Below are 24,703 nucleotides of genomic sequence, written 5' to 3'. Positions count from 1 at the left end.
CGTGGTGCTGGACGTCAACTGGGCAGTGAAATGGCTGACCTTGTGCGCGCAGGCGATGGCCGAACACCGGGTTGAGCTGATCGAACTGGACCGGGCGATCGGTGATTCCGATCATGGCGAGAACATGGACCGTGGCTTCCAGGCGGTCCTGGACAAGCTGGCGGAAGCACCGCCGGAGACCCCGGGTGCGGCGCTGAAGCTCGCGGCAATGACGCTCATGTCCAAGGTGGGCGGGGCCGCCGGACCGCTTTACGGCACCGCTTTCCTTAGGGCCGCCGGAACCATGGGGGATGCCGCGGAAATCGATCCCGCCGGCTGGGCCGCGGCGGTCAGCGCCGCTCGGGACGGGATCGTGGTCCGCGGGAAGGCGGAGCCCGGGGACAAGACCATGGTGGATGCCTGGGCGCCCGCCGCCGCGGCCGCGAAGGCTGCCGCGGACACCGGCAGCCCGGACGTCCTGAGCGTGCTGGTTGCCGCCGCCGAGGCAGCCGAGGCCGGGGCCGTGGCTACTGATCCGCTGGTGGCGCGCAAGGGCCGCGCCAGTTACCTGGGTGAGCGGAGCGCGGGCCACCGGGACCCCGGGGCGGCATCCACCGCGTTGATCCTCCGGGCTGCGGTGGGGGCTGCTGCGTGACGGTCAGCATTGTGGTGGTGTCCCATAGCGAAAAGATTGCCGACGGCGCCGCGGAGCTGGCCGCCCAGATGGCACCCGACGTGCTGGTTTTGACAGCCGGGGGCACCGCCGACGGCAGGATCGGCACCAGCCTGGAAAAAGTGCTTGCCGCCCTGGACAACGCCGCCGGAGGTGACGGTACCGTGATCCTCACGGATCTTGGTTCGGCGGTGATGACAGCGGAGTCCGCCCTGGAGTTCGCCGAGGATCCGGCCGGCGTGTTGCTGGCCGATGCCCCGCTGGTGGAGGGCCTGGTGGCCGCGTCCGTGGCCGCGCAGGGCGGGGCGGACGTGCAGGCGGTGAAGCGTGCGGCGGAAGCTGTCCGTGGACCCTCGCAAAATTCCGGACCGCCGCCCCAGCGGGAGATCTTGGAGGGGCCTGTCACCGGGCAGGGCCCGGACTTCACCGGTGACTTCGAGCTCATCAACCAGGCAGGCATGCATGCCCGGCCCGCCGCAAAGATCGCCGGCGGGCTGTCCGCCCTGGACGCCGAAGTCACCGTCAACGGCGTAGACGGCGCATCCATGACGGCGCTCATGACGCTGGCAGCAGGCAAGGGATCCGTCCTGCATGTGGAGGCCCGCGGAGTGGATGCCGAACGGGCGGTGAACTACGTGGGCGGGCTGGTGCAGGCGGGCTTTGGCGAGCCGTAAGGCCCTTCCGGCCGAAATCCCTGCCACGCGGTGTGTTCCGAAAGGCTACACCTGCCCGTGCGAATAAGCTCGATGGCATGGAACGGCAGGATCCCGAAGGCAGCTACCCGGCAATCGAAGTGCTGGACGGGCAGACGTCAGTGGAGGAACTGCTCGCGGACCTGGGTTTCGAATGGCGCGTCGAGCCTTCGGATCCGGGAAGGGCAGGGGAGCCCTTCAGCCAGCCGGCGCTTTTCTAGTCAAGGGCACGCTACCTCAGCTGCGCTCGCGAAGGCCTGTCCCGTCCAGGATCACGGAGGCGGAAATGAATTTTCCGCACTGCACTCCGAACGGATAGTCGGCCTTCGGCCGGAACTCCAGGGTATGCACGGGCAGCGGTGCCCCGTCAGCCGCGTGGCCGGAGGACGTCACTGTCATCAATGCTTCCGTCAGGGTGTCCAGCATGAGCATCCCCACCTTGGTCCCGTCCGGGGAGGCAGTGGCCGAACAGACGCCTTCCGGAGTGCAGCCCTGGTCGATAGAGGCGCTGCCAGGCTGGAGTTCGACGTCGGCCTCCTTGCAGCTGCCGTCCTGGCAGGCTTTCACATGGAGGGCATCGACGTGGCGTGCGTAGTCCGCGGCGACCGTAACCGAGACCACCGTGGCCTGGGCTATTGCCGGGCACGCAACTGCGCCGGGTCCGCAGCCGGAGGCGAGCCCCGCCGTCGTCACCAAAACCAAAAGCAGTCCCTGCCTGCGCATACTTCAGGGTAGGACGGCGCGGGGCCGGATGGGCCCGGAGGCGGCGAGTAGTACCGGCATTGTTATGGCCCGGATGCTGCTGACACCCAAAAGGAGACTGAGGAAGGCGTCAGTCGAGCGGGAAGATGCCGATGAACCAGAACAGTGCCAGTGCAAAGACGGCGAAAAACGGGATAAGGCAGCCGAGCGTGGTCCAGGGCGCCGAGGAGACCTGCAAGGATTCATTGGGATTGTCCGGGTTGTAGGCCACTTCGATAAGGGATCCGGGCACGGGCTCCGCCGCCCGGGAAATCTCTGACTTGCCCATGTACAGCGTGCCGGAGGAATCGCTGAACTGGTAGGTGGGGAAGAACCGCCGGCTGCGGCTTGAGCCGCCCCCGCCGCTGGTCCAGCCGGGAACGCTGCCGGTAACAGTTGCCTGGGCCTTGGGCCAGCGTGCCATGAGCTGTTCCTGCCGACGGGTTTTCCGTGCGGCGTGGACCATGGCAAAGACAGCTGCGGCGACGAAGAGCGCCCAGACAACGTACAAGATGATTCGCAAGGCATCCCCCGGTTCCGGTCACCAGAAAGTATGCCATCCCGTGCATAGTTCGGCCGAGCGCCGCCGGCGGGCGTCAGGCAGGCAACCGGTATCCGCCGTCATGCAGTTCAGCCAGCCCGTCCGCCAGCAGCCCCGCCAGTGACCGCTCCAGCTGTTCCGGGGGCGGGTTCAGCCGGTGCAGCGCGGCCAGCGGCACGCCGATACCCTCCGGTGCGTAGCCCAGGTCCGCAGGGGCATGGTGGAACATCTCGGCCGGCACGGGCGCATCGGCCAGGCGCAGCACCGCCACCACGGCTCCCCGGACCTGGCGGTCGGTGCCGTGCCATGCCTGGCCCTTGGGAACATACGACGGCGGGGGCTCGCCGGCCGCGAGCCAGGCACAGGAGTCCTTCACCGGGCACACTGGACATTTGGGCACCCGGGCAGTGCAGACCAGGGCGCCCAGTTCCATGACTGCCGCGTTCCAGCGCACGGACGTGGCTTCGTCGTCGGGCAGGAGCTCGGCGGCCAGGCGCATCTCCGCAGCGGTCAGGGCGGGGGCAGGCAGCGCGGACCCCGTCACCAGGCGTGCGTGTACCCGGCGGATGTTGGTGTCCACCACGGTTTCGCGGCGGCCGTAGGCGAAAGCCGCGACGGCGGCGGCCGTGTAGCTTCCCACCCCGGGGAGTGCGAGCAGTTCCGGGTAGGTGTCCGGGACCTTGCCGGCATGCTCCCGGACTATCGCCGCGGCGGCGGCGTGCAGCCGCAGCGCACGGCGGGGATATCCGAGCCTGCCCCACGCGCGTACGGCTTCACCGGCCGGTTCGCCCGCCAGTCCGGCGGGAGTGGGCCAGCGTTCAAGCCACTCGTGCCAGACAGGCAAAACCCGGACCACTGGCGTTTGCTGCAGCATGATTTCACTGACCAGGATGCCCCAGGGGGAGCAGGAGTGGCTGCGCCAGGGAAGGTCGCGTGCGGTTTCGGCGAACCAGCCGGTGATGCTGGCGTGAAGCTGCTGGAGCCCGCCCGCGGTGCCTGGCACGGCGTCGGGGGCTGCTGGAGCGGAAGTCTTGGTGTCGATTCCAACACTGTAGTGGATGCGTTTTGCAGGCCCGAAACCGGATGTGACCGACAGCGTTGGCTGCCCGGCGGCGTGGTGGCGGGGCAGAACCCGGGCGGTTCCCTAGCCTAGAAGAATGGGCAAGCAGGGCACTTCATCAGCACGCGGCAAGGCTTCGGCATCCGGATCCAGCAGCGTCCGGAAGCCCAGCCCTGCCGTGTACCGCCGGCGGCGGCTGGTGGTTGGCGGTGCGCTGCTGATGGTCCTGGCTCTCGTGGTGGGCGGGTTAGCCCTGGCCGGGGCCTTAGGTGGGGCTTCCGAGCAGGCCTCGTCCACGGATCCGGCAAGCGGTTCCGCTTCCGCCGCTCCCTCCGCCTCCCCGTCCGTGTCTGCGTCAGCCTCCGCCGCCCCCACGCCGACCGCCTCCGCAACGCCAACGTGCAACCAGAACCTCGTAACGGTCTCCGCGTCCACGGACAAGGCTGCCTACGGGCCCGACGAAAACCCGCTGCTGACCCTAAAGGTGACGAACGGGGGAGAGGTGCCGTGCCAGGTGAACATCGGAACCTCGCAGATGGAGTTCCTGGTGACCAGCGGCCCGGACAGGGTCTTCTCTTCCAGGGACTGCCAGGCGGCCAGCGAGGACCTGGTGAAGGTGATCGCTCCGGGAGCCAGCGAAACCGCCAACTTCCCATGGCCCCGGAACCGGAGCGTTGAGGGGTGCCAGACGGTGGACGCCAAGCCAGGTGCCGGCGGGGCGTACTACATCTTCACCGCCAAGCTGGGTTCCAAGGCAAGCCCGAAAGCCGTCTTCCAGCTGAACTGACTTTCCGCGGGGTCTTTACAGGAAGCGGTCCAGCAGGCTGGCCTCTGCCATCCGGCTGAGGCCTTCCCGGACCGTGCGTGCGCGCTGGTCGCCGATGCCGTCGACGGTCATGAGGTCGTCAATGGTGGCCGCCATCAGGAACTGCAGCCCGCCGAAGTGGTCCACCAGGCGGTCGGCAACAGCCTTGGGAACCGCCTTCAGGCCGGACAACAGCCGGTAGCCGCGGGGCTGGACCACGGCGTCGAGGTTCGCCTCCCCGCCGGCGAACCCCACGATGCCCGAAATCTTGCCGAGGTCAATCAGTTCGGTGGGACCGAGATTAACCAGCGCGCTGACGGCCTTTTCGATGTCCTCGGGCGAGGCGTCCGGGCTGGCGTAGTCGCGGATGATGACGTCGCTGCCCGGGCCCCGGCCCACTGTCAGCTCATCGAGCTGGAGTGACAGGAGCCGGCCGTCTTCGCCCAGCTCCAGGACGTACTGGGAGATTTCCTCGGAGATCCGGCGGACCATTTCCTGCCGTTGCAGGGTAACCGCCACGTCCCTGACAGTTACCATCGCCTCAATCTCCAGAGCCGACAGCGAACTGGTCACCTGGTCAAGGCGGGACCGGTAGCGTTCAAGGGTTGCAAGGGCCTGGTTGGCGCGGGCCAGGACCTTCTCCGAGCCCTCGAGCACATGCCGCAGGCCGTTTACGTACAGCGCGATGATCTGCATGGACTGGCTGACGGAGATGACCGGGACTCCGGTCTGGATGGCAACACGTTCGGCGGTGCGGTGCCGGGTGCCGGACTCCTGGGTCTCAATGCTGGAATCGGGCACCAGCTGGACGGCCGCACGCAGGATGTTCCCGGCGTCCCGGTCACAGATGATGGCGCCGTCCATCTTGGCGAGCTCACGGAGCCGGGTGGGCGAAAACTCGATGCCAATATCGAATCCGCCGGAGCAAATGGAGTCGACCGTCCGGTCCGAGCCCAGGACGATCAGCGCGCCGGTCCGGCCGCGGAGGATGCGCTCCAGTCCGTCACGAAGGGGAGTTCCGGGTGCCACTCTGCCCAGAGTCGCCCTAAGTGATTCCTCGGGGCTCCGCGCCATAGATATTCCCTTCAAAGGTGCGGACCGCCGCCCGCAAGATGCCGGCTTTTTACACTTGCCGGCAGGATAAAAAGTGCTCATTTTCCCGCAAGCTCAATGATAGGGGCAAGAACTCCAACTTCCGCACGGGCAAGCCCCAAAGTGCCCCATTAAGGGGGTTCCTGAAAGTACCGCCGAACCGGCCTGTCCTGCAGCCCGGTGATGGCCACTTTGCCCCTGGTTAGCCCGGGACCCGGGGAAGCGCCTGGCCGCCAGGTCCCAGGGAAGTGATGGTCCTGGTGGTGCTGTCCCAGTGCCTGGCGGCGGTGCACTGGGCCTCCATTCGCAGCTCAAGCAGGTCCAGCGCCGTCGCTACGAGATGCCCGGGAACCTGGCGGGCGAGGGTGACATGCGGCGTCCAGGCATCTGGCCGGGTGAGCGGCAATGCGCCTGCCGCCCGATCATGGAGGGCCCGGTGCAGGTCAAGGAGTGCCGCCGTTACCACAACCGAGCGGGCAAGGACATACCTGCCGGCCCCCGAAGCGAAAACCTGGACTCAGGAGAACCCGATGCCCAGCGGCAGTCCCTGCCAGAGGTCATCGGCGTTGTCCGGCACCGTCAGGTCCTGGCCGGCGGCAAGGGTGATATGCGGGCTGTTGCTGGCGGACGTATGGCCCGCCTGGCTGGGAACGCCGGCAGCGGCGAGCCTTGCCCAGTCGGCCCTGATGAGGGAATCGGAAGAGGCGTCCAGGACCAGCTCGATGCTGCGCATGAACAAATCATGCCGTTACCGCAGCTTCATCCGGGAAAGGGCTGGCGTGCGCGCTCCCGGAGCATGCGCTCCAGATCCCTGCTGACGGCGGCCAGCGACGCCGCCCGCAGCGCCTTCAGCTCCACCGCCGTCTGGGTGCCGCGGCCCGCAGAGCTTGCATTACGGTCCTGGTCCCGCGCGGAGTCCGGACCGGTGGTGATGGGATCGAAAAACAGCTTGCCCTGCGTCGTCATGGTGCCAACCTAACCGCCTGCCGTTTCCCGGTTTTGAACGGTTGGTTTCACGGGCGTTAAGCGGGCACGGAGCCGGTTTGCGGTGCTGCGATAAACTTGTACCTTGGCTGTCCGCCGGCCCGCCTACCGGCCCCGCGGCCCGCCGTTCCGTTAAGTGCAGTGCCTGGAGCGCAGTGCTTCGAAAGGCGCCGCCAGCGCCTGGGCAATCCCAACCGCAGCGAAAGTAGCACCGTGTCCCAAGATGTCCTGACCCCCGCCCGGATCTCCGCGATTCACAAAGAGGCCGGCCGCCGCAGGACCTTTGCTGTCATCTCGCACCCCGACGCCGGCAAGTCCACGCTCACGGAAGCGCTCGCCCTGCACGCCAAGGTCATCGGGACCGCCGGCGCCTCCAGCGGCAAGGCGAACCGCAAGGAAACGGTCTCCGACTGGATGCAGATGGAAAAGGACCGCGGCATCTCCATCAGTTCCGCCGCCCTACAGTTCTCCTACCGGGACACGGTCATCAACCTGCTGGACACCCCCGGCCACGCCGACTTCTCGGAGGACACCTACCGCGTGCTCGCCGCCGTCGACTGCGCCGTGATGCTCGTGGACGCAGCCAAGGGCCTGGAAACCCAGACCATGAAGCTGTTCGAAGTCTGCAAGCAGCGCAACCTGCCCATCATCACGGTCATCAACAAGTGGGACAGGCCCGGCCTGGATGCGCTGGCCTTGATGGACGAGATCACCGAACGCACCGGCCTGCAGCCCATGCCCCTGACCTGGGCTGTCGGCATCTCTGGCGACTTCCGCGGTGTCTGGGATCTCCGCAACGACCGCTTTGCCCGCTTCCAGCGCAACAACGCCGGCGCGCAGATCGCCATCACCGAATACTTCACCCCGGAGGAAGCCGCGGAAAGCCAGGGCAGCAACTGGTCCGACGCCGTGGACGAGGCCGGCCTGGTGATCGAATCGAACCTGGAATTCGACGTCGACGCCTTCCACGCCGGCAAGGCAACCCCCATCCTGTTCAGCTCCGCCGCCCTCAACTTCGGCGTCAAGGAACTGCTGGACGCACTGGTGGACTTCGCCCCGCCGGCGGCGCCGCGCCCCGATGTGGACGGCAGCCCCCGCCCCGTCGAATCGCCGTTCTCCGGGTTTGTGTTCAAGGTGCAGGCCGGCATGAACAAGGCCCACCGCGACCACGTTGCCTTCATCCGCGTCTGCTCCGGTGTCTTCGAGCGCGGCATGGTGGTCACCCAGACCCGCACCGGCAAGTCCTTTGCCACCAAGTACGCCCAGCAGGTGTTCGGGCGGGAACGCGAAGTCATTGACGAGGCGTACCCGGGCGACGTGGTGGGACTGGTAAACGCTTCATCCCTGCGCGTTGGCGACAGCTTGTACCTCGAGGAGCCGGTGGAGTATCCGGCCATCCCGCTGTTCGCCCCGGAACACTTCCAGGTGGCGCGTTCGAAGGACCCCAGCAAGTTCAAGCAGTTCCGCCGCGGCATCGAGCAGCTCGAGCACGAGGGCGTCATCCAGGTGCTCCGTTCCGACGTCCGTGGCGACCAGGCGCCGGTGCTTGCCGCCGTCGGACCCATGCAGTTCGAGGTGGTGGAGGACCGCATGGCGCACGACTTCAGCGCCCCCATGCGCCTGGAACGCCTGCCCTACTCGCTGGCCAGGATTTCGACGGCGGAGGCCATGCCGGCGCTGGCCAACGTGCCGGGCGCCGAGGTGCTGCTGCGGTCCGACGGCGAATACCTCGCCCTGTTCAACGACGTCTGGGCGCTGCGGCGGATCGAAAAGAACCACCCGGACCTCATCCTGGTGCCCATCGGCACGCACAACCCCGCGAAGTAAGGCACCATGACATTGAATCCATCACCTGTCCGCGCCGTTGTGACCGGCGCCGGTACCGTCAACCCGCTCGGATCCTCGGTTGCCGAAACCTGGGCCGCCCTGGTAGCCGGAAAATCAGGCATTGCCGCGCTGGACGCAGAGTGGGCGGAGCAGCTTCCGGTGAAGATCGCCGGCCAGGCCCCAGCTGACCTTTCCGGCCACCTCAGCACCCGCGAGATCAAACGGATGGACCGTTGCGGCCAGCTGGCGCTCATCGCAGCGCGCGAAGCGTGGGCCCAGGCCGGCGCCCCTGAAGTGGACCCCGAACGCTTCGCCGTGGTGATCGGCTCCGCTTACGGCGGCCTGGGGTCCACCCTTGAACAGGACCGGACCCTGGCCGAGTCCGGCCCCCGCAAGGTGTCGCCCCACACACTGACCCGGCTCATGGTGAACGGCCCGGCGGCCTGGGTGTCCATCGACCTCGGCGCCCGCGGCGGCGCCCGCACGCCGGTCAGCGCCTGTGCCTCCGGGGCTGAGGCGATTGTGCAGGCGGCGGAGATGATCCGCTCCGGTGCGGCCGACGTCGTGATTGCCGGCGGCGTGGACGCGTCCGTCAACGACCTCGTGATCACCGGTTTTTCGCAGATCCGCGCTTTGTCCACCCGCTCCGATGAGCCGGCGCGCGCCTCCCGCCCGTTCGACGGCGGCCGGGACGGTTTTGTGCTGGCCGAGGGCGCCGGTGTGGTGGTGCTGGAGAGCGAGGACCACGCGCGAGCCCGCGGAGCGGCGGTGCTGGGTGCGGTGGCCGGCGGAGCCGTCACCTCCGACGCCAACGACATTGTGGCAGCGGACCCTGCCATGCAGCGGCGCGTGATGCAGAAGGCCCTGGAATCGGCCGGAATGCAGCCCGCGGACATCGGCTTCGTCCACGCCCACGCAACATCCACGCCCGTGGGGGACCGGCTGGAAGGCCAGGCCATCAACGCGATCTTTGGCGCGGACGTGCCGGTGACCTCCACCAAGGGGCACACCGGCCACCTGCTGGGCGGCGCCGGCGCGCTGGCCGCCGTCGTGGTCCTGGAGGCGCTGCGCACGGGCCAGCTTCCGGGGACCCTCAACGTCGAAGAGCTGGACCCGGAAGTGGACCTTAACGTCGTCACCGACGACGTCCACACCCTCCGGGCAGGATATTCCCCGGCCGGGCTGGTGAACGCCTTCGGCTTTGGCGGGCACAGCGTCGCCCTGGTCATCACCGGCCGGTAGGCGCCGCCCGGAAACCTCCGCTGGAAATGCTGGAGCGGTGCCGGGAACGCCGTATCGCTACAACGCTCCGGCACCGCTCGGGCAATCCGGATGTAAAGGGGCGTCAGGCCCGACTGGGAACCGGAGCCGCCAGCACGGGCTCCTCGTCCGGGGCAACCTCCCCGCCGTCAGTGCGCCTTTCCTTGAGGAAGTAGACCATGCCGGCAGCGATGGTGGATGCGGCGGCCAGGGCGAACAGGCCGGGGATGACGCTGCCGGTCTGTTCCTTGATGATGCCGAAGCCGAAGGGGGCAACGAAGCCGCCCAGGTTGCCCAGCGAGTTGATGATGGCGATCGCGGGGGCAAGCACCAGCGGGTGCAGCCCGGACTGTGGGATGGTCCAGAACAGGGGCGAAGCGCTCTTGAAGCCCATGGCCGCGATGGCGAGGAACACCAGGGCCATGACCGGCGAAGCCACGGCGGCCGCGAAGGTGCCAACGGCGGCCACCAGGAGCGCCACCACCAGCAGAGGACGCTTGGACTTTGCCTTGTCCTGCAGCTTGGCGGCAAAGTACATCGCAAACACGGCGCAGACCCACGGGATGGAGGAAAGGAATCCGACGGTGAGGTCCGTGGTCCCGGGAATCTGCTTGATGATGCTGGGAAGCCAGAAAGTGTTGGCGTAGATGGAAAGCTGCACCGAGAAGTAGATGCCGCACAGCAGCAGGATCTGCGGGTTCAGGAGCATCTTCCAGCGGTTGGCCTTGCCGGCGTGGGCCTGGGAGTGCTGTGCATCCTCAGCGGCGATTGCCTCTGACAGTGCATCCTTCTCGGCTGTGGACAGCCACTTGGCGTCCTTGATTTTGGCATCCAGGACAAAGAACACTGCGAAGCCCACCACGACGGACAGTGCGCCTTCGAAGCCGAAAAGCCACTGCCAGCCCCGCAGGCCAAGAGCCCCGTGGAGGCTCAGCAGCATCCCGGCGATGGGGCCCGAAATTGCCGCGGCGATGGAGGACCCGGCGATGAAGATGGCCGTGGCCTTGCCACGCTGGCCGGCCGGGACCCAGCGGGCGAAGTAGAAGATGACGGCGGGGAAGAACCCGGCCTCGGCGGCGCCCAGCAGGAAGCGCAGGACGTAGAACATGGTTTCGTTCTGCACGAAAGCCATGAGGAAAGAAACAGTGCCCCAGCTGATCATGATCCGGGTCAGCCACACTTTGGCGCCGTACTTTTCCATCATGACGTTGCTGGGGAGTTCGAAGATGGCATAGGCGATGAAGAACAGCCCGGCGCCGAAACCGTAGGCGGCAGCGCCGATTCCAACATCAGCCTGGAGGTGGTCCTGGGCGTAGCCGATGTTGGAGCGGTTCAGCTGGTTGCAGACCAGCATGACCAGCATGATGGGCAGCACGCGCTTGAAGAATTTTTTCGTGGCCGAGGCCACGTCCGTGACGGCATTGTCCACAGACATCATCGAATGTTTCCTTTGGGGGTTGGGTAACGCAGGGCGGCTGCGGGGCGATGGGATGTGGGGCCCGCCACAGCGACTCCACTACTTTAGGTTCCCGATGTGATGCGCGTCCAACACGCAATCCGCATCGCTTCATGCCCTGTCGGCATGGTCGCCCCGGAAGAGGCGACACCGGGACGCCCCTGCCGCGGCGGCGCGGGAGGGGAGCGCCAAATTCGGGTCAGTCTGTTTCTGGTCCCTGGCAAAGTGGCACTCGTCATCGCAGTCGGCGCCTACGGGTGCCGGGTCGTTGCCGGCGAGGGGACGCGGCTGCGCGGCAAATGCAGCCGCGCTTGCATGTGTGCGTTCGAGGAGGGCCGTTTGGGCATTCATGGGGGCTCCAAGGTGGAATTCCGCACGGCCGGCCTCTGTTGCGGGGAGGTTCCGGCCGTGCGGAAGTTGATGCCGGCGTACTGCCGGGAAGGCGCAGTGGATTGCGGCTTACCTGACCAGGCAGGGCCGCTTCGGGTCGAAGGACCAGCCTTCGATGTAGTACTGCATGCCGATGCTGTCATCGCGGGCGTCCAGGCCGTGCTCGAGGTACAGCTGGTGCGCCTTGTCCAGGGCATCCCGGTCCAGCTCAATGCCCAGCCCCGGGGCGTCAGGCACCTCGATGGCGCCGCCCTTGATCTGCAGCGGTTCCCTGGTGAGGCCCTGGCCGTCCTGCCAGATCCAGTGCGTGTCCAGCGCGGTGATTTCGCCCGGGGCAGCAGCGCCGGTGTGCGTGAACATGGCCAGCGAGATGTCGAAGTGGTTGTTCGAGTGCGAGCCCCAGGTGAGTCCGAACTCGTTGCACAGCTGTGCCACCTGGACCGAGCCATGCATGGTCCAAAAGTGCGGGTCCGCCAGCGGGATGTCCACGGCGTTGCTGCGGATGGCATGGGACATTTCCCGCCAGTCGGTGGCGATCATGTTGGTGGCCGTCTTCAGGCCTGTGGCCCGGCGGAACTCCGCCATCACCTCGCGGCCGGAGAACCGGCCTTCGGCGCCGCAGGGGTCCTCGGCGTAGGCCACGACGCCCTGCATGCGCTTGCCCAGGCGGATGGCGTCCTCGAGGAGCCAGCCGCCGTTCGGGTCCAGGGTGACCCGGGCTTCCGGGAAGCGTTTGGCGAGGGCCGTGACCACGTCCACTTCTTCGTCGCCGGACAACACGCCGCCCTTGAGCTTGAAGTCGCTGAAGCCGTAACGCTCCTGCGCGGCCTCGGCCAGGGCGACGACGGCGTCCGGAGTCATGGCCTCCTGGCGGCGGAGCTTTTCCCACCGGTCGGCGGGCGCGTCCTCCACCAGGTAGGGCAGGTCCGTGCGTGCGTGGTCGCCGACGAAGAACAGGTAGCCGAGCATCGGCACGGACGTGCGCTGCTGGCCATCGCCGAGCAGTTCCGCCACCGGCACGCCGAGGTACTGGCCGTGCAGGTCCAGCAGGGCTGATTCGACGGCGGTGACGGCGTGGACCGTGGTGCGCAGGTCGAAGGTCTGCAGGCCGCGCCCGCCGGCGTCCCGGTCTGCGAACTCAGCCGCCACCTCACGCAGGAGCGAGCGGTAGCGTGCCACCGGCTTCCCGTTGATGAGGGCACCGGCTTCCTCGATTGTGGTGCGGATTTTCTCGCCGCCGGGAACCTCGCCCAGGCCGGTGCGCCCGTCCGAATCGGTGATGATCACAACGTTGCGCGTAAAGAAAGGGCCGTGGGCGCCGCTGAGGTTCATCAGCATGCTGTCGTAGCCCGCAACCGGTACTACCTCGACTCCGGCGATGGTGGGCTGGCGGCTCATGCGCTGACCTCTGCTTTCTCTGCGGCGGGAACCACGTCGCCGTTGATGCGGCGGTTGAGGTGCCAGGGGTTGGCGTCCCGGAGGGCCTCGGGGAGCAGTCCCTGGGGGATGTTCTGGTAGGCGACCGGGCGGAGGAACCGGTTGATGGCGAGGGTGCCCACGGAGGTGGTGCGGGTGTCGGAGGTGGCGGGGAACGGGCCGCCATGGACCATCGCGTGGCCTACCTCGACGCCGGTGGGCCAGCCGTTGACGATGATGCGGCCCACCTTCTGTTCCAGGACGGGGATCAGGGGTGCCGCCATCGGGTAGTCCGCTTCGGTAAGGTGCAGGGATGCGGTGAGCTGGCCCTCGATGCGGCCGGCGGCCTGCAGCAGGTCCTGGACGTTCTTGTACCGGATGACCAGGGACGCGGCGCCGAAGATCTCCTCGTGCAGGACGTGGTTGCTGATGAACTGGTCCACGCCGGTGCCGAAGATGGCGGGTGCGGGGGCGTTCTGCGTCGGGCCAGGGGTGCCCTGGCCAAGGAGTTCGACGCCGTCGGCCTTGCCGAGCGCTTCGGTTCCGGCGTTCCAGGACCCCGCGATGCCCTCGGTAAGCATGGTCTGCCCCGAGCAGGCTGCCACGGCGCGTGCGACGGCGGCGGCGAGTTTGTCGCCTGCCTCGCCTTCGGGGGCGAACAGCAGGCCGGGGGAAGTGCAGAGCTGGCCGGAGCTGCCGGTGACGGCGGTGACGTAGGCGGCGGCGAGGGCGTCGACGTCACCTGCGAGGGCGCCGTCGAACACGAAGACCGGGTTTAGGGAGGACATCTCGGCGTAGACCGGAATGGGCTCGGGCCGGGCGGCGGCGGTCTTCATGAGCGCGACGCCGGCAGCCTGGGAGCCGGTAAACCCGACGGCCTTGATGGCGGGATCGGAAACGAGGGCCTGGCCGATGCTGGCGCCGGGGCCGTAGATCACGGAGAACACGCCCGGGTGCAGGCCGAAGTCCTTGACGGCCTTCGTGACTGCCTGGCCGACAAGTTCGCTGGTGCCGGGGTGGGCGTTGTGCGCTTTGAAGACCACGGGACAGCCTGCGGCCAGGGCCGACGCGGTGTCGCCGCCGGCGGTGGAGAAGGCCAACGGGAAGTTGCTGGCGCCGAAGACGGCGACCGGCCCGAGCGGGATCTGGCGCTGGCGGATGTCGGGGCGGGGGAGAGGGGTGCGGTCCGGGATGGCGGGGTCAATGCGGACGCCGCGGAAGTCGCCCTGGCGGACGACGTTCGCGAACAGGCGCAGCTGGCCGGTAGTGCGGGCGCGTTCGCCCTGGAGCCGGGCCGCGGGCAGCCCGGTTTCCTGGCCGGCGCGGATGATCAGTTCGTCGCCGATGGCTTCGATGTTGTCAGCGATGGCGTCCAGGAACGCGGCGTGCGTTTCCGGGTCAAGGGTGCTGAAGGACGGGTAGGCCTCCTTCGCGGCGGTGGTGGCGGACTTGAGCTGCTCTTCGGTCAACAGTGTGTACGCGGGCTCCAGCGCCTCGTTGGTGGCGGGGTTGAAGCCGAAGGTTGTCTTGCCGTCGCCGACGACGGTCTGTCCGGCGATCAGGGAGTGTCCGGTGAGGGTCACGTGGGTTCCTCCTGTGTAGCGGTGTAGCAGGGACGGTCAGGAAACGCGTGCGATGAGGGCTTTGAGGTCTGCCAGGTCCTTCTCGGCCATGTTCTGCAGCGGGGGACGGACGGGGCCTGCGGAGCGGCCGATGGCGCCCAGGCCGCCCTTGACGATTGAGACGGCGTAGCCCTTCACGCGGTCACGGATGTCCAGGTAGGGGATCACGAAGTCGTTGAGCTTCTGGTTGACGGCCGCACGGTCGTTGTTGCGGACATCCTGGTAAAAGTCCAGTGCGAACTGCGGGACGAAGTTGTACATGGCGCTGGAGTAGGTGCTCATGCCCAGCTGCAGCAGCGGAAGGGCGAAGGTCTCTGCGGTGGGAAGGCCGCCGAGGTAGAACAGCCGGTCGCCGAGCTTGGCGTAGACGCGGGCGTCGTGTTCCAGGTCACCCACGCCGTCCTTGAAGCCGATCAGGTTCTCGTGGCGGTCCGCCAGGGTGGCCACGGTGGTGTCCTTGTAGATGGCGTTGGCGCGGTTGTAGATGATGACGCCAAGGGAGGTGGAGCTGCAGACGGCGCTGACGTGGTCGATGAGTCCGCCCTGGTCCGCTTCGGTCAGGTATGGCGGGAGCAGCAGGATGCCTTCGGCGCCCGCAGCTTCGGCAGCCTGGGCGTTCTCGATGGCCTGGGCGGTGGAGCCGCCTGCGGAGGCCAGCACGGGAACCTGTCCGCCCACCTCGTCAACGGCGGCACTGACCACGCGGGCGGATTCCGCCGGGGTCAGGGAGAACCCTTCGCCAGTGCCGCCTGCTGCGAAGAGGCCCGCAACGGGGAAGCTGGCCTGCCAGGCGAGGTGCTTGCGGTAGTTCTCCTCATCGAACTGCAGTGCGGCATCAAAGGACGTTACCGGGAACGACAGCAGGCCGTCTTTCAGGGTGTTTGCCAGTTCCTGGGGGGTGTACTTTGCCACGATCTTGTCCTCTTGGTTCGAGCGCCTACTGGCCGCGGGTGATGAATTCCTGTTCAGGTTAGGCAGGCGATGCAATGCCTGTCTAAGTGCACTTTTGAATGCATTGATACCTTTAGCGCATTGCGGCTGATTCTTCGGTGCTCACTCCATAGCGAACTCGAAGTCCCGCAGGAGGCGGGACAGTGCGGGGTTGGTGATCCTGCGGTTCCAGATGGCGTGCAGTTCCACCTGCCCGCCGTGGTTGTCTGGTAACCGCAGGAACTCCACGCCTTTGATCCCCAGCAGGGTGGCGGAATGCGGCACGAATGCGACGCCGCGTTTGGCTGCAACCAGCGAGACCATGGTCAGCACCTGGCTCACCGTGTGGACCACGTTGGCGTGGTGGATGGGAAGGGTCCTCACCACGAGGTCGTAGAAGTAGCGGGCCTGGATGGGTGAATGCATGATGAGCGGCTCGTCCTTGAAGTCCTCAGCCGTGATCTCCCGCGCCAGAAGCGTCAGGGGGTGTCCGGCGGGAACCGCAAGGACCAGCGACTCCTGGTACAGCAGGTGGGAGTCGAACGTTTCCCGGTCGAATGGCGGCCGGGCGAGTCCGAGATCCAGTTCCCCGGACATCAGCCGGCTGATCTGCTCCCCGGTGACGAGCTCCTGCAAATCCACATCCACGTCCGGGATGATTGCCGCAATCTCTTCCAGCATCGGGCCAAGGATACTGAAGCCGCTCGCAGCGGTGAATCCGATGCGCAGAACGCCTGACCTTCCCGAAGCTATCCGGCGCGCCGAGACCGGGGCGCGTTCGGCCAGCGCCATGAGGCGTCGGGCTTCCTCAAGGAAAGTCTTGCCTGCGTTTGTCAGTTCGACTTTCCGGTTGTCGCGCTCCAGTAGTTCGGCCCCGATGATCTTTTCCAGCTTTTGGATCTGACGGCTGAGCGGGGGCTGTGTCATGTTGAGGCGTTCGGCCGCCCGGCCGAAATGCAATTCCTCAGCAACGGCGATGAACCCTGCCAGTTGGTCGAATGTGAACATGATGCCTTCCAGGTATCACTTGATGCAGTTTTGGGCTTAGACAGGCATCATAACTCCTCCCTACACTCGACAAAGCGAACGGGGTGACCCGGTTCACAGATTATCCGGACCCCCGCCCGGAGACTTATCGAGGAGTTCCAATGAAGCACTTCCCCACACGCCGCGCCGTCCTTGGCGCGGCATCAGCCATCACCCTCCTGGCCATGACCGCCTGCGGCAACGTCGCCGGCGGCAGTGCCGCCAACACGTCGAAATACCCCAGCGGCCCTGTGACACTCACGGTCGGCCAGGCTGCGGGCGGCAGCACCGACCTCATCGCCCGGGCCCTTGCCGAAGGAGCCACCAAGACCCTCGGCGCCCCGATGCCGGTCGTGAACAAGCCCGGTGCCAACGGCGCCCTGGCCACCAAGGAAGTCGCAGGGAAGCCCGCCGACGGCCAGGAACTCGTCCTGCTGACAGCCTCCCTGGTCACCATCACCCCCCTTGCCGTCAGCGCGGACGAGGCCGTCAACATTGACGATCTGGATGTCATCGCCGGGCTTTCGCAGGACGACTACGTGCTCGTCGCCAGCACGGACTCCGGCTTCAAGAGCTTCAAGGACGTCACCGACGCCGGGCGCAACGTCACCTTCGGCACCACCGGCGTCGGCACGGGCAGCCAGCTGGCCCAGACCGTTCTCTTCAAGCAGGCCAACGTCCAGGGCACCGACGTCCCGTTCGACAGCGGCAAGCCTGCCTTGACCGCCGTCATGGGCAACCAGGTTGAGCTGGCGACCATCCAGCTCGGCGAGGCAATGCCCCAGATCGAAGCAGGCAAGGTTTCACCGCTGCTCGTCTTCTCGGAAGGGCGCAACAGCTTCCTTCCCGATGTTCCGTCCGCAAAGGAGGCCGGATACGACGTTCCCGTGGCCCAGTACCGGGCAGTGGCAGCGCCTAAGGGTACCCCGCAGGACGTGAAGGACAAGCTGCTCGCCGCGTTCCAGGAAACCTTCAAGTCGGACGCCTACAAGGAGTTCAACGAGAAGAACATGCTGACCCCCAAGGAAATTTCCGGTGAAGAAGTTGTCAGCGAGTGGAAGGGCTATGCAGCGAAGTACAAGGAACTGGTGGAGAAGTACGACATCAGCCTGAGCGGAAACAAGTAGCAGCAATGGAGACCACTCCAGCAGTGTCCGCCGGACGGGACGGCAGCTCAGCCGTCCCGTCCGGCGGGGACGCCCGCAACGACCTGCCCGAAGCGCTGACCCCGGAACAGCTGGCCGCCCAGTGGGAGGCGGAAAAGCCCCCCGCGGCAGGCGCCCTCGCCAACGCCGGCTCATCCCTGGTGGTGCTCGGCGTCGGAACCGGCGCGCTCGTCCTGTCGGTAGCCATGGGCCTGGGCACCCCCGCAAGCCCGCAACCGGGCCTCTGGCCGTTCATGATCAGCTGCGTCATGGTGGCGCTGGGGCTTTTCCAGCTGATCCTGGGCCGGCACAACCGGGACGCGGAAAAGTTCACCCGGATGTCTGCCGCCCCGCTCACCGGACTGCTGACGCTCGCAGCCATGGTGGCGCTGATGCCGCTTATCGGATTCGAGATCCCCGCCCTGATCCTCTGCATCATCTGGATGCGGTTCCTCGGCGGTGAGACCTGGCGGTCCACGCTCCTGGTCAGTGCGCTCGTCGTCGCCGCGTTCTACGGGATTTTCGTCCTGGCGCTCGACACCTCCATTCCCCACCTCTTCTAGGAGACCACCATGGATTTCCTGAATCCTGTGATCAACGGATTTTCAGTCGTCCTGGAGCCGACGAACCTCCTCTACTGCGTGGTCGGCGTCGTCATCGGCATGCTGATCGGCGTGCTGCCCGGATTGGGGCCGGCGGCAACCATCGCCATCCTGCTTCCGCTGACCTACGGCGTGGAACCTGTCACCGCCATCATCATGCTTGCCGGCATCTTCTACGGCGCCCAGTACGGTGGCACCATCACCTCGGTCCTGCTGCGCCTTCCCGGCGAGGCGTCCTCCGTGGTCACCGTTTTCGACGGCTATCAGATGGCCCGGCAGGGCCGTGCCGGCACTGCTCTTGGCCTCGCCGCCATCGGGTCCTTCGTAGGCGGTACGGCAGCGATCGTCGGCCTGACCTTCCTGGCCCCCCTCGTTGCCAGCTTCGCGCTGGACTTTGGCCCGCCCGAGTACTCCGCGCTGGCCTTGCTGGGCATCCTGCTGGTTGCCACCATCAGCAGCGGCGCAAAGGCTAAGGCGCTGATCGCCGCAGCCGTCGGCCTCCTGCTCGCCACGGTAGGCCGTGACATGTTCACCGGCGAAAGCCGCTTCACCTTCGGCAGCCTCCAGCTTGCCGACGGCATCGACTTCGTTCCGATCGCCATGGGCATCTTTGGCCTCGGCGAGATCCTCTACAACCTGGAGGAACGGCACCGCGCTGCCAAAGCGCCGTCGAAGGTCTCCAATGTCTGGCCGTCGAGGGGGGACCTGAAGCAGGCCTCCGGAGCAATCGGACGCGGTTCAGTGCTGGGGTTTTTCCTGGGCATCCTGCCCGGCGGCGGCGCCACCATCGCCTCCATGGCCTCCTACGCCATGGAGAAGAAGCGCGCCAAGCAGCCGGAGCGATTCGGCAAGGGCGCGCCCGAGGGTGTCGCCGGACCGGAAACCGCAAACAACGCGGCAGCGACGTCGTCGTTCATTCCGCTCCTGACCCTCGGTATTCCCGCAAACGCCACCATGGCCTTGATGTTCGGTGCACTGCTGATCCAGGGCGTCACGCCCGGTCCGCAGCTCGTAGAGCAGAACCCGGAGCTGTTCTGGGGCGTGGTGAACTCGATGTACATCGGCAACATCCTGCTCCTGATCATGAGCCTGCCGCTGGTGGGAATCTTCGTGCGGATCCTTCGGGTCAGGGCGGCCATCCTGGCTCCGATCACCGCGCTGATCACGCTGCTGGGCGCGTACACGATCAACAACAGCATGTTCGATGTCACGCTGGTGGTGTTCTTCGGGGTCGTGGGCTACCTGATGAAGAAGTTTGGCTTTGAACCCGGACCGCTGGTCCTGGCCTTCGTTCTTGGCGAACTGCTGGAAAACTCGCTGCGGCGCTCGCTGCTCGTCTTCGGCGGTGACCCCACCGGATTCCTCACCCGCCCCATCTCGGCAACCTTGCTGATGGTCTTCGTCCTGGTGGCCGTGCTGCCGGGAATTCGGAGCCTGATCGCCAAGCGCAAGGGCACCGTGGCTTCGGCCGCCACCAACAAGATCAAGGAGAAGGTATGAGCATCATCGTTGGATTCGTTCCCACGCCGGCAGGTGAAGCAGCTCTCGCCGCAGGCATTTCCGAGGCGAAGCTCCGCAACCAGGAGCTCATCATCGTGAACTCGGCCCGCCAGGGCGCGCTCATGGACAAGTCCGTGGCCGCTGAGGGCGTTTTGGCCGATGCCGCGAAGCGCGCAGCGGACGCGGGCGTGGAGGCGAGGGTTATCCAGCCGCCCTATCAGCACGACCTCGCCGACGAGTTCCTTGACGTTGCCAGGCAGGAGGACGCCTCGCTGATCGTCATCGGCCTGCGGCACCGCACCCAGGTGGGCAAGTTCATCCTGGGCAGCCACGCGCAGCAAATCCTGATGCAGGCGGACCGGCCGGTGCTCGCTGTCAAGGCCGACGGCGGAAACTTCTAGCAGCGGGAGGACGGAAGCAGCATGTACAGGCACAACCCGGTCCGGCGGGCAGCACTTCCCCAGGCGCCGGTGCCCGACTGGTCAAAACTCGCCAGGGACGATTACGTGGAGGTGCGCACCTCCCGCGGGGAGGTGATCGCTGGAACCATTGACATGATCGCCGCAAACCGGAGTGTCTTCTGGGTGGTCCGCAGCGACGGTGCCGGCCGGACCATGGTGTATTCGGGCGACGACGTCTCAGTCACCAAGGTGGCCAGGCAGCGGGAGTTTGCCGCTGCCTAGCTGCGCCTGTGGAGGAAAAGCCGGTGTTCCCAGCAGGGGCCGCCGGCTTTTTACGTTCGACGGCGGACCTGTTCCGCAAGTGCGTCGAGGGCCGGGACCTGCCCCTTGACGAGCTTCAGCCGGGCCTCGTGCTCGGGGAACCAGCGGGCGTCGTCGATTTCAGGGTACTGCTGGATCCGGCCGGAGCCCTTGGGCCATTCCAGCGGAAAGGTGTTGCTGGTGATGGGTCCAGGCCGGAAGTCCTGCTCAGCCGTGAACACGGTGATGATCTTGCCGGAGGGCTGCCTGAAGTCACCAAGATGGTGGTAGTCAGCGTCCGGCGCCGCGGTGCCCATCTCCTCGGCAAATTCGCGCTGGGCGGCCACCAGCGGGTCCTCATCATCCGTGTACTCGCCCTTGGGGATGGACCAGGCATGAGTGTCCTTGCGGGCCCAGAACGGCCCGCCCATGTGCGCGATCCACACCTCCAGTCCCGCGGGCCCGCCGTGCGCCCTTCTGTACAACAGGATTCCTGCGCTTCGTACCGGCATATCTCCTCCAGTGGTGCGGCCTGGTGTGGCCAAAAACGTCCCGAATCCGCCGTCCGGTGTTAACCCGCAGTTCACGGTGCTGTTTTAGGTTATTCCTTCAAGCACTCTGCTCGAAGGGGACCCGTCATGGCCAATATTGCTGAAGTGTTGGGTCGGCTGACGCCGGAAGAACTTGATGAGCTCCGCGGCCTGGGCCCGCAGGGCCACTTGCCGCGGCATCTCCGGGATGCCTTGGACCGGGCTGCGGGCGGCCCCGGTTCAGGGCGGGGCTATTACGTCCCCACCGGCAACGTCAGCGCCACGGGCGGTCCGCTGCTGGCGCTGCGCAGCGACGTGTCCGGCTGGCTTTTCAATTCCCACCGCGACGAACCGGACCAGCTTCCACAGCACTAGGCGGTAGGCAGCGCCCCTCCTGTTGTCCGTGGTCAGGATGCCGCCGGCAGGGTGAATGTAACGGTGGTGCCTTTCCCGGGTTCGCTGGCAAGGGTGATGGAGCCGCCATGCCCTTCCACAATGGTCTTGCTCACCGGCAGTCCCAGGCCCGCCCCGGGGATGGCCGTTGCCCGCGACCGGGCGGAACGGAAGAACTTGGTGAAGGCCTGCTCCTGCTCGTCCGCGTCCATCCCCACGCCGGAATCGGAGATGGAACAGGTGAGCTGACCGCCGCTTTTACGTGCCCAAACGGTGATGCGGCCTCCGCCCGGCGAGTACTTGACCGCATTGGAGAGCAGGTTCCGGACAACCTGCCGGATCCGTCCCGGGTCAGCGCGGGCCGGCAGCGGCTGTTCGACGTCAAGGTCGAGCTGGAGTCCGTTCAGGGACGCCTTGGGAACCGCCGCGCCGACCACTTCGGTCACCAGTTGCGCCAGGTCTGCCTCTTCCAGTGAAAGGTCCACCCGTCCCGACGCAACGGCTATCAGGTCGTTGACCAGGGCCAGCAGGTGCCCGGCGTTCCGGTGGACCACCAGGAGTTCCTCCCGGATGTCCTCGTGGCCGGGCTCTTCCAGCACCAGCTCGAGGTAGCCGAGGATTGACGTCAGCGGTGTCCGCAGCTCATGGGAAACAGTTGAGACAAAGTCGTCCTTGGCGGCCAGGGCGCGGATCAGGGTTGTCACATCCACAAAGGTGACAACTGCGCCGCCGTCCTTCCCATTGTGGGCAGGGATGCCGTGGGCGCTGACGGAGTAGGCGTGCTGTTCCTGCGGGCCGCCCGCCCAGTACAGCTCGTCCCGGAACTCGTCGCCGGCGGCTGCGCGGGCAATGGGCGACGCGGTTGCGGGTACGGCAGAAGCGCGGTCCGGCAGAAGAAGGCCGTTGCCGGCATTTTTGCGGAGGGTGGCCAGCGCCGGGTCCGCCTGAAGTGCCTTGTTGGTCAGGACGGTGCAGCCGTTCCGGTCCACCACCCAGACGCCGATGCCAACGGCTCCCAGCACTGCGTCCAACAGCCGCTGCTTCCGGAAGCTTTCGGCGAGTGTCGCTTCCAGTACATGCTCTTTGTCCACCAGCTTTTGGCGCTGGTGGCGGACGGTCCGTGACACCACATGTGCTGTCACCGCGACGGCGGACAGGATAAGGGGCAGGACGAGGGTGCGGATCATGGAAGCTGACGTGGGGGGTGAACCGGCGACGGCGGAAGGCACCAGAGTGCTGAGTACCGTGCCAAGGATGGCCAAGAAGAGCATGTACCGGCGCGGTTGGGCGGCCAGCCAGACCACCGGGAAGACCAGCATCAGGCTCAGGACGTTGAACGGCGGTCCCCCCGCCTCCCTGGTGAACCCGATGGCCAGGCAGTCCAGGACCGGTATCGCTGCAAACGCGCCGGCTGGCAGCCGGCTCCACGGCAGGACTAGACAGGCGGCGAAGAGCAATGTATGGGCCAGAAGGGCCAGTTGGAACTGGTTGGTGGCCAAGGTTGCGGGGCTGAAGACCGCTGCGGCCACTGCCACAAGGACAACCGTCACCGTCAGGGGAAGTTGGCCCAGCACAATGCGGCTGCGGATTCCGAGGCCGTCGAACAGCCCGTCGAGATGGCCGATCACGGGCATATCCGCCGGCAGAGCCCCGGCACTGCCGGCACGGGCCGCGTCGATAGTGGATTCCACGGCTTGTTTCATTTCCGCCCCCAGCGCAAATACAGAAACCCCCGTCTGCATGAAGGCGCTTTTCCTCAGGCTACCGGTGAACCGGGGCGCGGTGAACAAGGAATTGCTTTTGTGTCCTGGACCGCCCACCGGCCGCCACCGCCAGGCACAGTGGGAGAGCTGGCTCGGACGGACGGGAGCGCTTACCCGATCAGGAGACTGAGTGCCTCCGTCAGATGGGATACCTCGCGCACCGAGAAGCCCGCAGGCACCGGACCCGGACCTGTATGGCTGGCGGGGACCACCGCGTGGGTGAACCCCAGCCGGTGCGCCTCCTGGATGCGCTGGTTGATCCCGGGCACGGGCCGGACCTCGCCCGCGAGCCCCACTTCGCCAAACGCGATCAGGCGGACCGGCAGGGGCTTGCGTGCCTTCGCTGATGCGACGGCCAGGGCAACCGCAAGGTCGGTGGCCGGCTCGCTGAGTTTCACCCCGCCCACGGTGGCCACGTAGGAGTCGTCCTTGTGCAGCAGGGTGCCGGCGCGCTGCTGCAGCACGGCCAGCAGCATGGAAACGCGCGAACTGTCCAGCCCGCTGGTGGCCCGGCGCGGCTGCGAGTTGGGGCTTTCGGCGAGCAGCGACTGCACCTCCGCGAGCAGCGGACGGCGGCCTTCCATGGTGACCGTGATGCACGTGCCGGAGACCGGGTCCTTGGTGCGGCTGACGAAGAGCCCGCTGGGATCGGCAAGGCCTTCAATGCCGTTCTCATTCAGGTCGAAGCATCCGACGTCGTCGGTGGGCCCGTACCGGTTCTTGACCGCGCGGAGCAGCCGCAGGCGGGAGTGCCGTTCGCCTTCGAACTGGCACACCACATCCACCAGGTGCTCCAGCAGCCGGGGCCCGGCGATGGAACCGTCCTTGGTCACGTGGCCCACCAGCAGCGTGGTCATGTTGCGGCGCTTGGCGGCGGCGATAATGGACGCCGCAACTTCCCGGACCTGAGACACACCGCCCGCGCTGCCATCCACGTCCGCGCTGCTGAGGGTCTGCACCGAGTCCACGATCAGAAGCCGCGGTTCGATCTTCTCCACCTGGCCCAGTGCCTGGCCAAGGTCCGTTTCCGCGGAGAGGTACAGGGATTCCGCCACGGCGTCGATCCGTTCGGCGCGAAGCTTCACCTGCGCAGCGGATTCCTCGCCGGTGACATAGAGGACGTCCTGGGCTGTCCGGGCGAACTTGGCCGCGACGTCGAGCAACAGGGTTGACTTGCCCACGCCGGGTTCACCGGCCAGCAGGATGACGGCGCCGGGAACCAGTCCGCCACCCAGTACCCGGTCCAGTTCATCCATTCCGGTGGGCATGAAGGCAGCGGTGGTGGCGTCCACCTCGGCAATGGGGCGGGCCGGGTCAACAACCGTTGTGGCCGCCGTCGTACGCGCCACCGCTGTCCCGGTTTCCTCGACGCTGCCCCACGCCTGGCACTCGCCGCAGCGTCCCACCCATTTGACGGTGGTCCAGCCGCACTCAGCGCATTTGTAGCCGGGCGCCTTGGACGCCCGGGAAGTCTTTGTTGCCATGCGTTCAACCCTAAAGGCGGCCACCGACATTACCCGCCAGACCGCCCCGGACGCGACTGGCAGAACATAGGGAGGCTGGGCTGATCATGGA

General features: G+C 66.7%; 27 protein-coding genes. 12 read left to right on the top strand and 15 right to left on the bottom strand.

Features of this window, described 5'->3' with window-relative positions:
- Position 1: 1 nt before the first annotated feature.
- From dhaL to AC5RT3_RS12195, 3 genes are all read left to right on the top strand, one after another.
- On the top strand, positions 2-634 hold the full coding sequence (gene dhaL / locus AC5RT3_RS12205) for a dihydroxyacetone kinase subunit DhaL (protein WP_494124300.1): 633 nt from the start codon (positions 2-4) through the stop codon (positions 632-634).
- Entirely contained in the window at positions 631-1,326 is a 696-nt protein-coding gene (gene dhaM / locus AC5RT3_RS12200; protein WP_494124299.1) for a dihydroxyacetone kinase phosphoryl donor subunit DhaM, read from the top strand. The genes dhaL and dhaM overlap by 4 nt, the downstream gene beginning before the upstream one ends.
- A 77-nt stretch (positions 1,327-1,403) precedes the next feature.
- A complete protein-coding gene (locus tag AC5RT3_RS12195) occupies positions 1,404-1,565 on the top strand; it encodes a hypothetical protein (protein WP_494011861.1) in 162 nt (53 codons plus the stop codon).
- A 16-nt stretch (positions 1,566-1,581) separates the two neighbouring features.
- Here the strand turns inward: AC5RT3_RS12195 and AC5RT3_RS12190 are convergent, their stop codons facing one another.
- The 3 genes from AC5RT3_RS12190 to AC5RT3_RS12180 form a co-directional block, all read right to left on the bottom strand.
- Complete coding sequence (locus AC5RT3_RS12190) at positions 1,582-2,067, bottom strand: hypothetical protein (RefSeq protein ID WP_494011860.1); 486 nt, start codon at positions 2,065-2,067, stop codon at positions 1,582-1,584.
- A 109-nt stretch (positions 2,068-2,176) separates the two neighbouring features.
- On the bottom strand, positions 2,177-2,608 hold the full coding sequence (locus tag AC5RT3_RS12185) for a DUF3592 domain-containing protein (protein ID WP_494124298.1): 432 nt from the start codon (positions 2,606-2,608) through the stop codon (positions 2,177-2,179).
- Between the two features lie 73 nt (positions 2,609-2,681).
- Positions 2,682-3,500, bottom strand: a complete 819-nt coding sequence (locus tag AC5RT3_RS12180) for an A/G-specific adenine glycosylase (protein WP_494124319.1) — start codon at positions 3,498-3,500, stop codon at positions 2,682-2,684.
- Positions 3,501-3,783: 283 nt separating this feature from the next.
- On the opposite strand from AC5RT3_RS12180, the gene AC5RT3_RS12175 reads away from it, so the two are divergent.
- Positions 3,784-4,473, top strand: a complete 690-nt coding sequence (locus tag AC5RT3_RS12175; RefSeq protein WP_494124297.1) for a hypothetical protein — start codon at positions 3,784-3,786, stop codon at positions 4,471-4,473.
- Between the two features lie 15 nt (positions 4,474-4,488).
- On the opposite strand, the gene disA is transcribed toward AC5RT3_RS12175, so the two are convergent.
- The 4 genes from disA to AC5RT3_RS12155 all read right to left on the bottom strand — a co-directional run bounded on the left by disA (position 4,489) and on the right by AC5RT3_RS12155 (position 6,549).
- Positions 4,489-5,565, bottom strand: coding sequence for a DNA integrity scanning diadenylate cyclase DisA (gene disA / locus AC5RT3_RS12170; RefSeq protein ID WP_009357808.1), 1,077 nt, complete (start codon positions 5,563-5,565; stop codon positions 4,489-4,491).
- A gap of 220 nt (positions 5,566-5,785) precedes the next feature.
- On the bottom strand, positions 5,786-5,989 hold the full coding sequence (locus AC5RT3_RS12165) for a hypothetical protein (protein WP_494011856.1): 204 nt from the start codon (positions 5,987-5,989) through the stop codon (positions 5,786-5,788).
- Between the two features lie 111 nt (positions 5,990-6,100).
- Positions 6,101-6,316, bottom strand: coding sequence for a hypothetical protein (locus AC5RT3_RS12160; RefSeq protein ID WP_494011855.1), 216 nt, complete (start codon positions 6,314-6,316; stop codon positions 6,101-6,103).
- A 26-nt stretch (positions 6,317-6,342) separates the two neighbouring features.
- On the bottom strand, positions 6,343-6,549 hold the full coding sequence (locus AC5RT3_RS12155; RefSeq protein ID WP_494011854.1) for a hypothetical protein: 207 nt from the start codon (positions 6,547-6,549) through the stop codon (positions 6,343-6,345).
- Positions 6,550-6,780: 231 nt separating this feature from the next.
- Between AC5RT3_RS12155 and AC5RT3_RS12150 the strand changes: the two genes are divergently transcribed.
- Together AC5RT3_RS12150 and AC5RT3_RS12145 are read left to right on the top strand one after the other, a co-directional pair.
- Entirely contained in the window at positions 6,781-8,394 is a 1,614-nt protein-coding gene (locus tag AC5RT3_RS12150) for a peptide chain release factor 3 (protein ID WP_494124296.1), read from the top strand.
- Positions 8,395-8,400: 6 nt separating this feature from the next.
- Positions 8,401-9,636 carry a beta-ketoacyl-[acyl-carrier-protein] synthase family protein gene (locus AC5RT3_RS12145; protein ID WP_494011852.1) on the top strand — a complete coding sequence of 412 codons (1,236 nt, stop codon included), beginning with the start codon at positions 8,401-8,403 and terminating at the stop codon, positions 9,634-9,636.
- Positions 9,637-9,739: 103 nt separating this feature from the next.
- On the opposite strand, the gene AC5RT3_RS12140 is transcribed toward AC5RT3_RS12145, so the two are convergent.
- The 5 genes from AC5RT3_RS12140 to AC5RT3_RS12120 all read right to left on the bottom strand — a co-directional run bounded on the left by AC5RT3_RS12140 (position 9,740) and on the right by AC5RT3_RS12120 (position 16,476).
- Positions 9,740-11,092, bottom strand: a complete 1,353-nt coding sequence (locus tag AC5RT3_RS12140; protein WP_494124295.1) for an MFS transporter — start codon at positions 11,090-11,092, stop codon at positions 9,740-9,742.
- A gap of 477 nt (positions 11,093-11,569) precedes the next feature.
- The gene (locus AC5RT3_RS12135; protein WP_494011850.1) at positions 11,570-12,898 is read right to left on the bottom strand and encodes an enolase C-terminal domain-like protein; all 1,329 of its coding nucleotides are present in this window, start codon (positions 12,896-12,898) and stop codon (positions 11,570-11,572) included.
- Positions 12,895-14,499 carry an aldehyde dehydrogenase (NADP(+)) gene (locus AC5RT3_RS12130; RefSeq protein WP_494124294.1) on the bottom strand — a complete coding sequence of 535 codons (1,605 nt, stop codon included), beginning with the start codon at positions 14,497-14,499 and terminating at the stop codon, positions 12,895-12,897. The genes AC5RT3_RS12135 and AC5RT3_RS12130 overlap by 4 nt, the downstream gene beginning before the upstream one ends.
- Positions 14,500-14,535: 36 nt before the next feature.
- Positions 14,536-15,450: a 5-dehydro-4-deoxyglucarate dehydratase gene (kdgD, locus tag AC5RT3_RS12125; protein WP_494011848.1), complete on the bottom strand. Its 915-nt coding sequence runs from the start codon at positions 15,448-15,450 to the stop codon at positions 14,536-14,538.
- 141 nt (positions 15,451-15,591) lie between these two features.
- Entirely contained in the window at positions 15,592-16,476 is an 885-nt protein-coding gene (locus tag AC5RT3_RS12120) for a LysR family transcriptional regulator (RefSeq protein WP_494103996.1), read from the bottom strand.
- Between the two features lie 140 nt (positions 16,477-16,616).
- Here AC5RT3_RS12120 and AC5RT3_RS12115 point away from each other — a divergent pair, with 140 nt between their 5' ends.
- Genes AC5RT3_RS12115 through AC5RT3_RS12095 form a run of 5 tightly spaced genes read left to right on the top strand, consistent with a single transcriptional unit; the run spans position 16,617 to position 20,424 of the window.
- Complete coding sequence (locus tag AC5RT3_RS12115; RefSeq protein WP_494124293.1) at positions 16,617-17,621, top strand: Bug family tripartite tricarboxylate transporter substrate binding protein; 1,005 nt, start codon at positions 16,617-16,619, stop codon at positions 17,619-17,621.
- 5 nt (positions 17,622-17,626) lie between these two features.
- Complete coding sequence (locus tag AC5RT3_RS12110) at positions 17,627-18,202, top strand: tripartite tricarboxylate transporter TctB family protein (protein WP_494124292.1); 576 nt, start codon at positions 17,627-17,629, stop codon at positions 18,200-18,202.
- Between the two features lie 9 nt (positions 18,203-18,211).
- On the top strand, positions 18,212-19,741 hold the full coding sequence (locus AC5RT3_RS12105) for a tripartite tricarboxylate transporter permease (RefSeq protein ID WP_494124291.1): 1,530 nt from the start codon (positions 18,212-18,214) through the stop codon (positions 19,739-19,741).
- Positions 19,738-20,142 (top strand): universal stress protein, encoded by a 405-nt coding sequence (locus AC5RT3_RS12100; protein ID WP_494124290.1) that lies wholly within the window; start codon positions 19,738-19,740, stop codon positions 20,140-20,142. Before AC5RT3_RS12105 ends, AC5RT3_RS12100 begins: the two co-directional genes overlap by 4 nt.
- Before the next feature lie 21 nt (positions 20,143-20,163).
- Positions 20,164-20,424, top strand: a complete 261-nt coding sequence (locus tag AC5RT3_RS12095; protein WP_494052586.1) for a hypothetical protein — start codon at positions 20,164-20,166, stop codon at positions 20,422-20,424.
- A 50-nt stretch (positions 20,425-20,474) separates the two neighbouring features.
- Here the strand turns inward: AC5RT3_RS12095 and AC5RT3_RS12090 are convergent, their stop codons facing one another.
- Positions 20,475-20,954, bottom strand: a complete 480-nt coding sequence (locus tag AC5RT3_RS12090) for an NUDIX hydrolase (RefSeq protein WP_494103990.1) — start codon at positions 20,952-20,954, stop codon at positions 20,475-20,477.
- A gap of 126 nt (positions 20,955-21,080) precedes the next feature.
- Between AC5RT3_RS12090 and AC5RT3_RS12085 the strand changes: the two genes are divergently transcribed.
- Entirely contained in the window at positions 21,081-21,347 is a 267-nt protein-coding gene (locus AC5RT3_RS12085; RefSeq protein WP_494011840.1) for a hypothetical protein, read from the top strand.
- Positions 21,348-21,379: 32 nt separating this feature from the next.
- Here AC5RT3_RS12085 and AC5RT3_RS12080 read toward each other — a convergent pair whose 3' ends face one another.
- Positions 21,380-23,056: an ATP-binding protein gene (locus AC5RT3_RS12080; protein WP_494124289.1), complete on the bottom strand. Its 1,677-nt coding sequence runs from the start codon at positions 23,054-23,056 to the stop codon at positions 21,380-21,382.
- A gap of 182 nt (positions 23,057-23,238) precedes the next feature.
- Complete coding sequence (gene radA / locus AC5RT3_RS12075) at positions 23,239-24,612, bottom strand: DNA repair protein RadA (protein ID WP_494011838.1); 1,374 nt, start codon at positions 24,610-24,612, stop codon at positions 23,239-23,241.
- Positions 24,613-24,703: the final 91 nt, after the last annotated feature.

This window comes from Arthrobacter sp. Y3221159, assembly GCF_059089885.1.
The sequence above is the reverse complement of the archived record's forward strand: the minus strand, read 5'-3'. Positions and strand labels throughout refer to the sequence as shown.

What these genes read in the sequence shown, in the direction of transcription:
- AC5RT3_RS12195 (WP_494011861.1), top strand. Translation starts at nt 1,404, where the DNA reads ATGGAACGGCAGGATCCCGAAGGCAGCTACCCGGCAATCGAAGTGCTG.
- AC5RT3_RS12190 (WP_494011860.1), bottom strand. Translation starts at nt 2,067, where the DNA reads ATGCGCAGGCAGGGACTGCTTTTGGTTTTGGTGACGACGGCGGGGCTC.
- AC5RT3_RS12180 (WP_494124319.1), bottom strand. Translation starts at nt 3,500, where the DNA reads ATGCTGCAGCAAACGCCAGTGGTCCGGGTTTTGCCTGTCTGGCACGAG.
- AC5RT3_RS12175 (WP_494124297.1), top strand. Translation starts at nt 3,784, where the DNA reads ATGGGCAAGCAGGGCACTTCATCAGCACGCGGCAAGGCTTCGGCATCC.
- disA (WP_009357808.1), bottom strand. Translation starts at nt 5,565, where the DNA reads ATGGCGCGGAGCCCCGAGGAATCACTTAGGGCGACTCTGGGCAGAGTG.
- AC5RT3_RS12160 (WP_494011855.1), bottom strand. Translation starts at nt 6,316, where the DNA reads ATGCGCAGCATCGAGCTGGTCCTGGACGCCTCTTCCGATTCCCTCATC.
- AC5RT3_RS12155 (WP_494011854.1), bottom strand. Translation starts at nt 6,549, where the DNA reads ATGACGACGCAGGGCAAGCTGTTTTTCGATCCCATCACCACCGGTCCG.
- AC5RT3_RS12145 (WP_494011852.1), top strand. Translation starts at nt 8,401, where the DNA reads ATGACATTGAATCCATCACCTGTCCGCGCCGTTGTGACCGGCGCCGGT.
- AC5RT3_RS12140 (WP_494124295.1), bottom strand. Translation starts at nt 11,092, where the DNA reads ATGATGTCTGTGGACAATGCCGTCACGGACGTGGCCTCGGCCACGAAA.
- AC5RT3_RS12135 (WP_494011850.1), bottom strand. Translation starts at nt 12,898, where the DNA reads ATGAGCCGCCAGCCCACCATCGCCGGAGTCGAGGTAGTACCGGTTGCG.
- AC5RT3_RS12120 (WP_494103996.1), bottom strand. Translation starts at nt 16,476, where the DNA reads ATGTTCACATTCGACCAACTGGCAGGGTTCATCGCCGTTGCTGAGGAA.
- AC5RT3_RS12115 (WP_494124293.1), top strand. Translation starts at nt 16,617, where the DNA reads ATGAAGCACTTCCCCACACGCCGCGCCGTCCTTGGCGCGGCATCAGCC.
- AC5RT3_RS12110 (WP_494124292.1), top strand. Translation starts at nt 17,627, where the DNA reads ATGGAGACCACTCCAGCAGTGTCCGCCGGACGGGACGGCAGCTCAGCC.
- AC5RT3_RS12105 (WP_494124291.1), top strand. Translation starts at nt 18,212, where the DNA reads ATGGATTTCCTGAATCCTGTGATCAACGGATTTTCAGTCGTCCTGGAG.
- AC5RT3_RS12100 (WP_494124290.1), top strand. Translation starts at nt 19,738, where the DNA reads ATGAGCATCATCGTTGGATTCGTTCCCACGCCGGCAGGTGAAGCAGCT.
- AC5RT3_RS12095 (WP_494052586.1), top strand. Translation starts at nt 20,164, where the DNA reads ATGTACAGGCACAACCCGGTCCGGCGGGCAGCACTTCCCCAGGCGCCG.
- AC5RT3_RS12090 (WP_494103990.1), bottom strand. Translation starts at nt 20,954, where the DNA reads ATGCCGGTACGAAGCGCAGGAATCCTGTTGTACAGAAGGGCGCACGGC.
- AC5RT3_RS12085 (WP_494011840.1), top strand. Translation starts at nt 21,081, where the DNA reads ATGGCCAATATTGCTGAAGTGTTGGGTCGGCTGACGCCGGAAGAACTT.
- radA (WP_494011838.1), bottom strand. Translation starts at nt 24,612, where the DNA reads ATGGCAACAAAGACTTCCCGGGCGTCCAAGGCGCCCGGCTACAAATGC.